Source organism: Sedimentitalea xiamensis (assembly GCF_030164465.1).
GTDB lineage: Bacteria > Pseudomonadota > Alphaproteobacteria > Rhodobacterales > Rhodobacteraceae > Sedimentitalea > Sedimentitalea xiamensis.
The window spans coordinates 143995-156429 of record NZ_JASNJE010000007.1; the positions used below are offsets into that span (position 1 = coordinate 143995).

The 12435-nt window shown below is 62.5% G+C and carries 14 protein-coding genes; 13 read left to right on the forward strand and 1 reads right to left on the reverse strand.

Annotated elements, in window-relative coordinates; translation table 11 throughout:
• Positions 1-92: 92 nt before the first annotated feature.
• The 13 genes from QO034_RS08385 (at position 93) to QO034_RS08445 (ending at position 11802) form a co-directional block, all read left to right on the forward strand.
• Positions 93-386 (forward strand): DUF1330 domain-containing protein, encoded by a 294-nt coding sequence (locus tag QO034_RS08385; RefSeq protein WP_284485062.1) that lies wholly within the window; start codon positions 93-95, stop codon positions 384-386.
• A gap of 42 nt (positions 387-428) precedes the next feature.
• On the forward strand, positions 429-881 hold the full coding sequence (locus QO034_RS08390; RefSeq protein WP_284485063.1) for a tellurite resistance TerB family protein: 453 nt from the start codon (positions 429-431) through the stop codon (positions 879-881).
• A 35-nt stretch (positions 882-916) separates the two neighbouring features.
• Entirely contained in the window at positions 917-1354 is a 438-nt protein-coding gene (locus QO034_RS08395; protein ID WP_284485064.1) for a tellurite resistance TerB family protein, read from the forward strand.
• Positions 1351-2085, forward strand: coding sequence for a phosphate/phosphite/phosphonate ABC transporter substrate-binding protein (locus QO034_RS08400; protein WP_284485065.1), 735 nt, complete (start codon positions 1351-1353; stop codon positions 2083-2085). Before QO034_RS08395 ends, QO034_RS08400 begins: the two co-directional genes overlap by 4 nt.
• A gap of 126 nt (positions 2086-2211) precedes the next feature.
• Entirely contained in the window at positions 2212-2988 is a 777-nt protein-coding gene (locus QO034_RS08405) for an ABC transporter ATP-binding protein (protein ID WP_284485066.1), read from the forward strand.
• A gap of 26 nt (positions 2989-3014) precedes the next feature.
• Positions 3015-3743, forward strand: a complete 729-nt coding sequence (locus tag QO034_RS08410) for a transporter substrate-binding domain-containing protein (RefSeq protein ID WP_284485067.1) — start codon at positions 3015-3017, stop codon at positions 3741-3743.
• Positions 3744-3832: 89 nt separating this feature from the next.
• Positions 3833-4717 carry an ABC transporter permease gene (locus tag QO034_RS08415; RefSeq protein ID WP_284485068.1) on the forward strand — a complete coding sequence of 295 codons (885 nt, stop codon included), beginning with the start codon at positions 3833-3835 and terminating at the stop codon, positions 4715-4717.
• Complete coding sequence (locus tag QO034_RS08420; protein WP_284485069.1) at positions 4717-5526, forward strand: ABC transporter permease; 810 nt, start codon at positions 4717-4719, stop codon at positions 5524-5526. The genes QO034_RS08415 and QO034_RS08420 overlap by 1 nt, the downstream gene beginning before the upstream one ends.
• 184 nt (positions 5527-5710) lie before the next feature.
• Positions 5711-7045 carry a glutamine synthetase family protein gene (locus QO034_RS08425; protein WP_284485070.1) on the forward strand — a complete coding sequence of 445 codons (1335 nt, stop codon included), beginning with the start codon at positions 5711-5713 and terminating at the stop codon, positions 7043-7045.
• Between the two features lie 44 nt (positions 7046-7089).
• Positions 7090-7773 (forward strand): type 1 glutamine amidotransferase, encoded by a 684-nt coding sequence (locus QO034_RS08430; RefSeq protein ID WP_284485071.1) that lies wholly within the window; start codon positions 7090-7092, stop codon positions 7771-7773.
• Entirely contained in the window at positions 7770-9128 is a 1359-nt protein-coding gene (locus tag QO034_RS08435; RefSeq protein ID WP_284485072.1) for a glutamine synthetase family protein, read from the forward strand. The genes QO034_RS08430 and QO034_RS08435 overlap by 4 nt, the downstream gene beginning before the upstream one ends.
• A gap of 41 nt (positions 9129-9169) precedes the next feature.
• Positions 9170-10474 (forward strand): NAD(P)/FAD-dependent oxidoreductase, encoded by a 1305-nt coding sequence (locus QO034_RS08440; RefSeq protein WP_284485073.1) that lies wholly within the window; start codon positions 9170-9172, stop codon positions 10472-10474.
• Positions 10475-10584: 110 nt separating this feature from the next.
• Positions 10585-11802, forward strand: a complete 1218-nt coding sequence (locus QO034_RS08445) for a DegT/DnrJ/EryC1/StrS family aminotransferase (RefSeq protein ID WP_284485074.1) — start codon at positions 10585-10587, stop codon at positions 11800-11802.
• 16 nt (positions 11803-11818) lie between these two features.
• Here the strand turns inward: QO034_RS08445 and phaR are convergent, their stop codons facing one another.
• The gene (gene phaR / locus QO034_RS08450) at positions 11819-12373 is read right to left on the reverse strand and encodes a polyhydroxyalkanoate synthesis repressor PhaR (protein ID WP_284485075.1); all 555 of its coding nucleotides are present in this window, start codon (positions 12371-12373) and stop codon (positions 11819-11821) included.
• Positions 12374-12435 lie beyond the last annotated feature (62 nt).

Genomic DNA, 12435 nt, shown 5'->3' on the forward strand with positions numbered 1-12435 from the left:
TGGCGGCGCGGGTCTCCGGCCTGCATGGCCTGTTGATTTTCCCTGCGTTCTATCCCAGCCTGTCCCACGACCATCGGAAGAAGGAACGCCACATGGCCAAGGGATACTGGGTCGCGCATGTCGATATCGATGACATGGACGTCTACAAGAAATATGTTGCCGCGAATGCCGCGCCCTTTGCCGAGTACGGCGCCCGCTTTCTGGTGCGCGGCGGTCCGCGCATGGTCCGCGAAGGCCATGCCCGCGCCCGCACCGTCGTTATCGAATTCGACAGCTACGAAAAGGCCCTGGCCTGCTATGACAGTGTCGGCTATCAGGACGCCAAAGCCTTGCGCGACCCGGTTTCCACTGGCGATCTGGTGATCATCGAAGGCTTCGACGGGTAGGAAAATCTTGGCGAAGCCCAACGGACGGGATACAGTTTTGCCATGTTGAACAAGCTCTTTGCCGCATTCCGCGCAAGCAACACCGAAGAACTGCCCGATCCGGACGCCGAACTGGCGCTCGGCGCATTGCTGGTGCGGGTGGCCATGTCGGACCGCGACTACAAGGTGGCGGAAATCAGCCTGATCGACCGCATCCTCGCCCGCCTGTTCCAGCACAATGCGATCGAGGCGGCCAAGATCCGCGCCACCTGCGAAAAACTGCACGCCGCGGCCCCGGAAACCGATACCTTTGCGAAACTGATCCGGGAAACCACGGGCCTGTCCGAACGCCTCGCGGCACTCGATGCGCTGTGGGAGGTGGTTCTGGCGGATGGCGACCCCAAGGAGGACGAACTGCGCGTTCTCGAAAGCGCCCGAAAAGCGATGGGTCTGAGCTTTCTGGAAAGCAAGGCAGCCCGCGAACGGGCAATGCAGTCAAGGCCGGCGCATTCCTAGTTGGCGTCGGCTTCCGCCCGGCTTATACATCCCACATGTTTGGTGATTTTCTGAGGCGGCTGACAGAGCCGCAACCGGCCCCGCTGCCTGACCACGACGCCCGTCTCGCCCTGACGGCGCTGCTGGTGCGCATCGCGCGATCCGACAACAATTATGCGCCGGCGGAAATCGCCCGCATCGACCGGATCGTCAGCGACCGGTACGGGTTGTCCCCCTTCGAAGCGGCCGACCTGCGCGGCAAGGCCGAAACCCTGGAAACCGAAGCCCCCGATACCGTCCGTTTCACCCGCGCGATCAAGGATGCCGTACCCTACGACGACCGGGTTTCGGTGGTCGAATCGCTCTGGACCGTGGTGCTGGCCGACGGCACGCGGGCGGAGGAGGAAAACGCGATGCTGCGCCTTGTCGCCAACCTGCTCGGGGTCAGCGATGTGGATAGCGCTCTGGCCCGGCAAAGAGCGGCGGGGGCGTGATCGCATCCCTGGGCATGTATGACATGTCCGCGCTGCGCCCGTCCAACGATCGTTTCTGGTCATTAATACGGGACCGGCTGGGATTTGGCCCGACGGCCCTGACCCGCGACGCCGACCTGTGGGACGTCTGGCAGTCAAAGGATCTGGTTCTGGCGCAGACCTGCGGCATGCCCTATCGGAAGCGGCTGCATCCGCAGGTCACGCTGGTCGGGACTCCGGATTACGGACCGCCCGGATGCCCGCCGGGCTACTATCGTTCGATCTTCGTGGCGCGTTCGGATGCACCAGGCAGAACCGAAGCGGATTTTGCCGGCGGTGTCTTTGCCTATAACGAGGCCATGTCGCAATCCGGCTGGGCCGGGCCGATGACGCATCTTGGCGCGCTTGGAACCCGCTTCAGGGGGCATCTTCGCACCGGTGCGCATGCGGCCTCCGCCCATGCGGTCGCCAATGGCCAGGCCGACCTGGCCGGGGTGGATGCGGTGACATGGGCCTTGCTCTCCGACCACGACCCGGTGACGCAGAAGCTCAAGGTCGTCGGGGCCACCGCCCCCACGCCGGGCCTGCCGTTCGTGACGTCCAAAGGGCGCGACCCGGCCCCCATCGCATCGGCCGTGCGCCGGGCAATCGGCGATCTGACGGACAAGGATCGGGCCGCGTTGCATCTGAAGGGGTTCGTCGCCATTCCGAAAGAGGCCTATCTGGCCATCCCGAATCCGCCCGATCCCTGACCAAAAAAGCATTCTGTTCCGTCAATTCGGAGGGTTCCCGCCCTTGCCGCCCGTTTTGCAAGTTGCATTGGCCCAAAATTTCATCCCTATTACCGGCCTAACAGAGCCCAACAGACCGGACCCGCCGTGCAAGACACACCCGCCGTCATAGAGATCAGGAACCTGCACAAGAGCTACGGCCAGCTCGAGGTGCTCAAAGGGGTCGATATCCATGCGCGCAGAGGTGACGTCGTATCCCTGATCGGGTCCTCGGGTTCGGGCAAGTCGACGCTGCTGCGCTGCGCGAACCTGCTGGAAGACAGCCAGCAGGGTGACATCTTCTTCAAGGGCGAACCGGTCCTCTGGAAAGGCGACAGCCACAACCGCCGCCCGGCGGACCCGAAACAGGTGCTGCGAATCCGCACCAATCTTTCGATGGTGTTTCAACAATTCAACCTTTGGGCCCATATGACGATCCTCCAGAACGTCATGGAAGCGCCCCTGACCGTCCTGGGACGCGACCGTTCCGAGGTCGAAAACGCCGCACGCGGATATCTCGAAAAGGTCGGCATCGGCGACAAGTGCGACGCTTATCCGGCGCAGTTGTCCGGCGGCCAGCAACAAAGGGCCGCAATCGCGCGGGCGCTTTGCATGGAACCGGAAGCGCTGCTTTTCGACGAACCCACCAGTGCGCTGGACCCGGAACTGGAACAGGAAGTCGTCAAGGTCATCAAGGATCTCGCCGCCGAAGGCCGCACCATGCTGATCGTGACCCATGACATGAAGCTGGCCCATGACGTGTCCGATCACGTCGTGTTCCTGCACCAGGGCCTGATCGAAGAACAAGGGCCGCCCGACCGGTTGTTCGGCGCGCCCACATCGGAACGCCTGCGCGGGTTTCTGTCCGCAACCCATGCAGCGTAAACAAAAAAACCAAGGGAGTATCCAAAATGAAGACACTGATCCTGGGCGCCGCCGCTCTTGCCTTGAGCGCCGGACTGGCCATCGCCCAAGACAAGACCATCCGGATGGGCACAGAAGGTGCCTATCCTCCGTATAACTTCATCAACGACGCCGGCGAGGTCGACGGGTTCGAACGCGAGCTGGGCGACGAGCTGTGCAAGCGCGCCGAACTGACCTGCGAATGGGTCAAGAACGACTGGGATTCGATCATCCCGAACCTGGTGTCGGGCAACTACGACACGATCATGGCCGGGATGAGCATCACCGCCGAACGCGACGAAGTGATCGATTTCACCCAGAACTACTATCCGCCGACCGACTCGGCCTATGTCGCGGCGGCTGATGGCGTGGACGTATCCAGCGCCATCGTCGCGGCCCAGACGGCGACGATCCAGGCGGGCTATATCGCCGAGAGCGGCGCGACCCTGGTCGAGTTCGCGACACCCGAAGAAACCGTCGCCGCCGTGCGCAACGGCGAAGCGGACGCGGTCTTTGCAGACCGCGACTATCTTGTGCCGCTGGTCGAGGAATCAAACGGCGAACTGATGTTCGTCGGCGACCCGGTTCCGCTGGGCGGCGGCGTCGGCATGGGCCTGCGTGAAAGCGACGGAGAACTGCGCGACAAGTTCGATGCGGTCATCAGCGACATGAAGGCCGACGGCACGTTGAACACGATGCTGAAGAAGTGGTTCGGCGAAGACACCACGACCTATTGAGTCACACGGATCAGGCCCGCCCCGAAGGCGGGCCTTTTCACACATGCACGCCCCGCCGCAGGGCCTGACGAGCAGGCGCATCCACCGACATGTTTTCCTTCTGCACCGATCCTGACACGCTGGGAACCTTTCGCTGGTTTTCCTGCTATCTCACGACCGGCGTGCACATGTCTTTCTACATCGCCTTCTTCAAGGTCCTTCTGCTGCTCGCGATCACCGCGCCGGTTGCCCTGGGCTTCGGATTTGTCGGCGCCATGGCCGCCCGGTCGCGCGTCGCCCCGTTCCGCTGGCTCGGCAAGACCTATATCGCCCTGGTGCGCGGCGTGCCGGATATCGCGTTCTTCCTGTTCTTCGTAATCGCGCTGGATCAGGCGTTTGAATACCTGCGCCACAAGGCGTTGTGCCCGGACTGGGATCAGCCGATCCGTCAGGGATCCGACTTTGTGGTCTGCACCGCGGCCAAACTGCCGCTCAGCACCGCGCCGCAATGGATGCATGAAACCTATGGGTTTTTCCTGGCGGTCATCACCTTCGCGATTGTGTTCGGGGCCTTCGCCGCCAATGTGCTGTTCGGTGGCATGCGCGCCGTTCCGCATGCGCAGTTGGAAACCGCCGAAGCCTATGGCATGAGCCATCGCCAGACCTTCTGGCGGATCCTGGTGCCGCAGATGTGGGTCTATGCCCTGCCCGGCCTGTCGAACCTCTGGATGGTGTTGATCAAGGCGACGCCGCTCTTGTTCCTGCTCGGCATCGAAGACATCGTCTATTGGGCGCGCGAACTGGGCGGCACCAAGACCTCGCGGTTCACGGACTATCCGCACGGGGACTGGCGCATGTGGTATTTCCTGTTCCTGCTGGTCTTCTACCTCGCCTTCACCCGCGTGTCCGAAATCGTCCTGGAACGGCTGATGCTCCGCCTCACCCTTGGGCAGGCCACGTCCGGCGGCGAAGCGCAGAGAAAGGCGGCGGCCTGATGTCCGACTGCCTGCAAACGATACAGGACTATGGTCTTCGGTCGCTCGGCTTCGGCGAACGCCTCCTGCCGCGCGAAGGCTTCACCTTTTGCGAACAGGCGACCCTGATCGGGTCCGGCATGATCTGGAACATCTATTTCGGCGTCATGGCACTGCTCACCGGGTTCTTCCTGGCGACGGCACTGGCGGTGGCAAAAGGATCGCCCAATCCCTGGTTTCGCAAGCCCGCGGAATGGTTCATCTTCGTGTTCCGGGGCTCGCCGCTCTTCATCCAGTTCTTCTTTGCCTATTTCCTGTTTCTCAGCCTGAAGAACGTGAACCCGTTCTTCAGCCCGTTCACCGCGGCATGGCTGGGCGCGCTGATCGTGCTGTTCCTGAACACAGCCGCCTATACGGGCGAAATTTTCTACGGTGCTCTGCGGTCGATCCCCAAGGGAGACACAGAGGCGGCGGACGCCTATGGAATGTCCGGCTGGCCGCGTTTCAAGCGGATCATCTGGCCGACCATGCTGCGATTGGCCTGGCCTGCCTACACGAACGAAGCGATCTTTCTGTTCCATGCCACGACGCTGGTTTTCTTTTCCGGCTTTCCGGCCTGGCAACAACGGGGCGACGCCTTGTATTACGCCAGTTATTTCGCCGACAAGACGTTCAATCCCTTCGTGCCCTATCCGATCCTGGCCGGGTATTTCATCCTGTTCACGCTGGTGATCGTATTCGTGTTCGGCCTGATCGGAAAACACCTGAACCGGCATCTGCCGCAGCCCGAACGGCAAAGAATTCGCTTGCGTCCGAATCTCATCCGGTAGTATGCATTTTTTGATCAAATTTTTTATCGTACGGAGTCATCCGACGCATTTTGGCGTCTGACCAGGTATATTCGGAGTTCTGCAATATGATCAAAATGGACCAGACGGCATGGGCAGGCGTCGCATCGCGCCGTGCGCGGGATTTCCGCGATGACGCCGGAAAGGTCGCCGGCAAGTGATGACGATGGACAACTGGCTCCGCAAGAACCACCAGGTGCGCACGATCCGCGTCGCCGCCGCCGATCTCAACGGCCAGCCGCGGGGCAAGCGCATCCCGACGCGCTTTGCCGACAAGGTGGTCAAGGACGGCACGCGCTTTCCGATGTCGGTCCTGAACCTCGATATCTGGGGCGAGGATATCGACGACAGTCCGCTGGTCTTTGACAGTGGCGACGCCGACGGCGTGCTGCGTCCGACCGAGCGCGGTTTCATGCCGATGCCCTGGCTCGACGCGCCGACCGCGCTGCTGCCGATCTGGATGTTCCACGAGGATGGCCGCCCCTACGCGGGCGATCCGCGCCAGGCGCTGCGCGCGGTGCTGGACCGCTACAAGGCGCGCGGTCTGACCCCGGTGACGGCGCTCGAACTGGAATTCTTCCTCATCGACGATTCCGGCCGCAAGCTGCAGGTTCCGGTCTCGCCGCGCTCGGGCAAGCGCCGCAAGGCCGCCGAGACCCTGTCGATCCGGGCGCTCGATCAGTTCGACAGCTTCTTCACCGATCTCTACGACGGCTGCGAGGAGATGGACATCCCCGCAGACACCGCGATTTCCGAGGCCGGTCTGGGCCAGTTCGAGATCAACCTGATGCACGGGCCGGACGCGCTGCGCTCCGCCGACGATGCCTGGCTCTTCAAGATGCTGGTCAAGGGTCTGGCCCGGCGGCACGGGTTCGCCGCCAGTTTCATGGCCAAGCCCTACGAGGATTATTCCGGATCGGGGCTGCACATGCATTTCTCGGTTCTGGACGAGGCCGGCAACAACATCTTCAACGACGGCAGCGACAAGGGCAGCGACACGTTGCGCCACGCAGTGCAGGGGTGCCTTGCGGCGATGCCCGGCAGCACCCTGGTCTTCGCGCCCCATGCCAACAGCTATGACCGGATGGTGCCCGGCGCCCATGCGCCGACCGGCATCAGCTGGGCCTACGAAAACCGCACCTCGGCGATCCGCATCCCCAGCGGCAACCCGGCGGCGCGCCGCATCGAGCACCGGGTCGCGGGCGGCGACGTGAACCCCTATCTGATGGTCGCCGCGATCCTCGGCGCCGCGCTGAACGGCATCGAGGATGCCAAGGATCCGCCCGCCCCGATCACCGGCAACGCCTATGCCGCCGTTCTGCCGCAGATCCCTTCGGACTGGGCCAGCGCCATCGACGCCTTCGAGACCAGCCCCGAGGTCAAACGCATCTTCCATCCCGAGCTGATCCGCAACTTTGTCCTGACCAAGCGCCAGGAAATGCATTACATGGAAGAGCTGACCCCAAACGAGCGGGTCGAGATCTATCTCGAAACCGTTTGATTTCGGCCCGGTCGATGTCCGCAACAGACCCCATGAGCACGAACATGAAAATCGGCATATTGCAAACCGGTCACGCCCCGGACAACCTGTTGGAATCAATGGGAGATTACGACGTCATCTACCAGAAGATGCTGGCCGGTCACGGGTTTGACTTCGACGCCTATGCGGTTGTGGACGGCGAGTTCCCAACCGATGCGGATGCCGCCGACGGCTGGATCATCACCGGCTCGCGCTTCGGTGCCTACGAGGATCACCCCTGGATACCGCCGCTGGAGGATCTGATCCGCGATATCGCCGCCCGGAACCTGCCGCTGATCGGCGTCTGCTTTGGTCATCAGATCATCGCGCAGGCGCTCGGCGGCAAGGTGGAGAAGTTCAAGGACGGCTGGGCCGTCGGACGCACCGAATACCGGTTGGGCGACAAGACCGTGACCCTGAATGCGTGGCATCAGGACCAGGTGACGGGCCTGCCCGAAAACGCCCGCGTGATCGGCGGCAATGCATTCTGCAAGAACGCGTTCCTGGCCTATGGCGACACCATCTGGACGGTTCAGCCGCACCCGGAATACGACGCGGCCTTCGTCGATGGGCTGATCCGGACGCGCGGCCGGGGCGTGATTTCCGATGACGTGCTCGACGCCGCCAGCGCCAGGCTGGACGGCCCGACCGACAATAGCGAGATGGCCGAATTCATGGCCGAATTCTTCAAGAGAAAGAGCGTCCGATGACCAGTTTCAACGACAAACTTCCCGCCGCGGCGCAGGCCTATCTGGAAGGCCGGCGGCTGGATGAAGTCGAATGCATCATTTCCGACCTGCCGGGAATCGCCCGCGGCAAGGCGGTGCCAGCGTCCAAATTCGAGAAGCAGGAATATTTCCACCTGCCGGACAGCATCTTCTACCAGACCATCACAGGGGACTGGGGCGAAGCCGCCGGCGACGACGGCTTCATCGAAAAGGACATGATCCTGCGCCCGGACATGTCCACGGCGACCGCCGCGCCCTGGACCGGGGACTGGACGCTCCAGGTGATTCACGACGCTTATGACCGGAAGGGCAAACCCGTCCCGTTTTCCCCGCGCAACGTGCTGAAGAACGTGGTTCAGCTTTATCGCGACCAGGGCTGGAAACCGGTCGTGGCGCCGGAAATGGAATTCTATCTCGTCGCCCGCAACATAGACCCGGCCAAACAGATCGAACCGATGATGGGCCGCTCGGGCCGTCCCGCCGCCGCGCGGCAGGCCTATTCGATGACGGCCGTCGACGAATTCGGCCCGGTGATCGACGACATCTACGATTTCGCGGAGGCACAGGGTTTCGAAATCGACGGCATCACCCAGGAAGGCGGCGCGGGTCAGCTTGAAATCAACCTGCGTCACGGAGATCCGGTCAAACTGGCCGACGAAGTGTTCTATTTCAAGCGCCTGATCCGCGAAGCCGCCCTGCGACACGACTGTTTCGCAACCTTCATGGCCAAGCCGATCGCGGACGAACCCGGCAGCGCCATGCACATCCACCATTCGGTCCTGGACATCGAGACCGGAAAGAACATCTTTTCCGGGCCGCAGGGCGGGGAAACCGATGCGTTCTTCCATTTCATCGCCGGGTTGCAGAACCACCTGCCTGCGGCGATCGCCATCATGGCGCCCTATGTGAACAGCTATCGCCGCTACACGCGCGACCATGCGGCGCCGATCAACCTGGAATGGGGGCGTGACAACCGCACGACGGGGATACGGATCCCGCTGGCCGGTCCCGAGGCGCGCCGGATCGAAAACCGCCTGGGCGGCATGGACTGCAACCCCTATCTCGGCATCGCCGCGTCGCTGGCCTGCGGCTATCTCGGCCTGATCGAAGAAAAACGCCCGGACAAGCAGTTCAAGGGCGACGCTTATGAAGGGGAAGAGGACATTCCCCGCGTCATGGGCGAAGCCCTGGACCTGTTTGAAGAGGCGGTCGAACTGCAAAAGGTGCTGGGACCGGATTTCTCCCGCGTCTACAGCATCGTGAAGCGGGCCGAATACGAAGAGTTCCTGCAGGTGATTTCCCCCTGGGAGCGGGAACATCTTCTGCTGAACGTCTGATCGACGTCGATACGTCAACGCGAGAAAGGCCGGCCGGACGGATGAACCTGCTGTATTCCAACGACACGCAAGGCGAATACCCCAGGAGCTGGTATGCCGCCACCGCCACACCGATGGACCGGTTCGCGCCATTGCGCGGAGAAACCCGCGCGGATGTCTGCGTGGTTGGCGCCGGCTATACCGGGCTGTCCGCGGCCCTGCACCTTGCGGAAGCCGGGTTCGACGTCGTTTTGCTGGATGCCCACCGGATCGGATTCGGTGCATCCGGGCGCAACGGCGGTCAACTCGGCAGCGGACAGCGGATGGAACAGGATGCGCTGGAATCTCTGATGGGCGAGCCGGAAGCGGCGAAACTCTGGCAACTGGCCGAAGACGCCAAGGCGCTGGTCAAGGACCTGATTTCGAAGCACGACATCGCCTGCGATCTGAAACCCGGCGTGGCGCATACCGGGTCAAATACCCGCGAGGTGGCTGGTCTGCATGCCTATGGCGAACATCTCCGGACCCGCTATGGCTATGATCAGATCGAAATGCTCGACGAAGAAGCCTGCCACGCGCTTTGTCCGTCGCCCGACTACAAGGGTGGAACGCTGGATTGGGGCGCCGGTCATCTGCATCCCCTGAACTACGCCCTGGGGCTTGGACATGCGGCGGTGAAGGCCGGTGTGCGGGTGTTCGAGGACAGCCCCGTGCATCACATCCAGGAACGGCGGCCCACCACGGTGCAGACTGACAAGGGGCGGGTCGTCGCCGAACACGTCATCCTGGCCTGCAACGGATACCTCGGCAACCTGAACCGAAAGGTCGCGGCGCGTGTCATGCCGATCAACAATTTCATCGCGGCCACCGAACCGCTCGGCGACGATGCCGCCAGGGTCCTGACGAAAGATGTCGCAGTCGCGGACAGCAAGTTCGTCATCAACTACTTCCGACTCAGCGGCGACAAGCGGCTGCTGTTCGGCGGCGGCGAGAGCTATGGATACAGGTTCCCGGCGGACATCGCGGCGCTGGTGCGCAAACCGATGACCCAGATCTATCCGCATCTGGCGGATATCGGGATCGACTACGCCTGGGGCGGAACGCTCGGGATCACGATGAAACGCATGCCGTTTCTCGCACGGGTGGCGCCGAACATCTTGTCGGCGTCGGGATATTCCGGGCATGGCGTCGGGACGGCCACCCATGCCGGTCAACTGATGGCGCTGGCGATCCAGGGTCAGGCCGAGGGTTTTGACACCATGGCCCGCATTCCGACCCCGTCCTTTCCCGGCGGTTCGGCCCTGCGCTCGCCCTTGCTGGTTCTCGCGATGACCTGGTTCGCCATGCGCGACCGGCTCGGTTTCTGACAAAAACGCACCGGGTCCGTCCGGATCCTTGCCGATGGTCGAAAAGCGGTGTTGGCACGCCCTCGTTCCTGATTTATGTTTTCCGAAATCCGGATTAGGAAAGTTCAAATATGATACTGCCGCCGAACGTTCACGACGCCGAACCGATCCCGCCCGCCGCGCGCGACGCCATTGACGACCTGATGCTGTCGGGCGATCTGTTTCGCTATACCGCGCCAAAGGACGCGCCGGTCGCGCTGTTGGAAGCCGAATTCGCGCGGATGATCGGCAGCAAATACGCGCTCGCGGTGTCGTCCTGCTCGGCGGCCCTGTTCCTGTCGCTCAAGGCTTTGGGGCTGCCGCGCGATGCGCGTGTACTGATCCCCGGCTTCACCTTCGCGGCGGTGCCCTCCGCCATTGTTCACGCCGACTGCGTGCCGGTCCTCTGCGAGGTCGGCGATAACTTCCGCATCGATCTGGCGGATTTCGAAACGCGGCTGGATCAGGACATATCCGCCGTCATTATCAGCCACATGCGCGGACACACGAGCGACATGGATGCGATCATGGACCTCTGCGACGCCCGCGGGATCCCGATGATCGAAGACGCGGCGCATTCGCTCGGCACGACGTGGCGGGATCGCAACATCGGCACGATCGGACGCATCGGCTGTTTTTCGTTCCAGTCCTACAAGATGCTCAATGCCGGCGAGGGCGGCATTCTGATCACCGACGACGCCGATCTGGTGGCGCGCGCCGTGATCATGTCGGGAGCCTACGAACACAACTGGAAAAAGCACAAGGGTCCCCATGGCGAAAACACGCCGGATCTCGAACTGGCCTTCGCGAGATGGCAGAACGAATTGCCTCTCTACAACATGCGGATGAGCAATCTTACGGCGGCGGTTATCCGTCCGCAGATTCCGGAACTTGCCCGGCGGGTGCGGGATGGACGGAAGAACCACGATCATGTGGCCGCCCGCCTCAACGGCTCCCCCTACCTGTCGGTTCCGCCCGCGCTGCCGCAGGAATCCCGCGCGCCGGATTCGATCCAGTTCAATCTGGTCGGTCTCAGCGATTCCGAAACCCGCGCCTTCGCCGAAGCAGCCGACGCGCGCGGCCTCAAGGTGCAGATCTTCGGGATGAGCGAAGACAACGCCCGCGCTTTCTGGAACTGGCGGTTCCTGCCGGACCGGCCGGACCTGCCCAAGACGCGCGCGATGCTGATGCGGGCCTGCGACGCGCGCCTTCCGGTGCGCCTGACCCGGGCCGAACTCGACGTGATCGCGGACATTGTCCTGCAAGCCATCGATCAGGTAATGCACCCGGCCCGAACCTACGGAACCTGAACGGGGCGCGGGTTCGCTACTTCAGCTTTGACAGCTTCTTTTGCAGGTCGGCCAACTGTTTCTTGATCTCATCGAGATCCTCCGAGTCGCTGCCGCCATCCGTCTCTTCCGCTTCGGGTCCCGACCATGACCGGGTGATGCCGCCGGTCATCGCCTTCAGGAACGCTTCCTGCTGGGCTTTCATCGCCTCGAATCCCGGCATCTTGCTCATCGGGTTCATGGCCGACATGTTTTCCATCATCTTGGCCTGGTTCTCGCGCAGCATGTCAAAGGAACTTTGCAGGAACTGCGGCATCATCCCCCCGCCGGGCAGCATGTAGCTGCGCACGAGATCGTTCAGAACCGTGACCGGCAGCACGTTCTCGCCCCGGCTTTCATGTTCCGCGATGATCTGGAGCAGATACTGACGCGTCAGGTCGTCTCCCGATTTCAGATCGACGATCTGCACCTCGCGACCGTCGCGGATGAACCCGGCGATATCCTCGAGCGTGACGTAGTCGCTGGTCTCGGTATTGTAGAGCCGCCGACTGGCATACCGTTTGATCAGAAGGGATTTTTCCTGTTCCGCCACGTCTTGTCCTCCCGACATATGATGCGATGCAGCAAAGACTATGCGAGCGCAGAACAAAAAGA

Coding starts and splice junctions, on each gene's coding strand:
- QO034_RS08385 (WP_284485062.1), top strand. CDS start 93: ATGGCCAAGGGATACTGGGTCGCGCATGTCGATATCGATGACATGGAC.
- QO034_RS08390 (WP_284485063.1), top strand. CDS start 429: ATGTTGAACAAGCTCTTTGCCGCATTCCGCGCAAGCAACACCGAAGAA.
- QO034_RS08395 (WP_284485064.1), top strand. CDS start 917: ATGTTTGGTGATTTTCTGAGGCGGCTGACAGAGCCGCAACCGGCCCCG.
- QO034_RS08410 (WP_284485067.1), top strand. CDS start 3,015: ATGAAGACACTGATCCTGGGCGCCGCCGCTCTTGCCTTGAGCGCCGGA.
- QO034_RS08415 (WP_284485068.1), top strand. CDS start 3,833: ATGTTTTCCTTCTGCACCGATCCTGACACGCTGGGAACCTTTCGCTGG.
- QO034_RS08420 (WP_284485069.1), top strand. CDS start 4,717: ATGTCCGACTGCCTGCAAACGATACAGGACTATGGTCTTCGGTCGCTC.
- QO034_RS08425 (WP_284485070.1), top strand. CDS start 5,711: ATGGACAACTGGCTCCGCAAGAACCACCAGGTGCGCACGATCCGCGTC.
- QO034_RS08430 (WP_284485071.1), top strand. CDS start 7,090: ATGAAAATCGGCATATTGCAAACCGGTCACGCCCCGGACAACCTGTTG.
- QO034_RS08435 (WP_284485072.1), top strand. CDS start 7,770: ATGACCAGTTTCAACGACAAACTTCCCGCCGCGGCGCAGGCCTATCTG.
- QO034_RS08440 (WP_284485073.1), top strand. CDS start 9,170: ATGAACCTGCTGTATTCCAACGACACGCAAGGCGAATACCCCAGGAGC.
- QO034_RS08445 (WP_284485074.1), top strand. CDS start 10,585: ATGATACTGCCGCCGAACGTTCACGACGCCGAACCGATCCCGCCCGCC.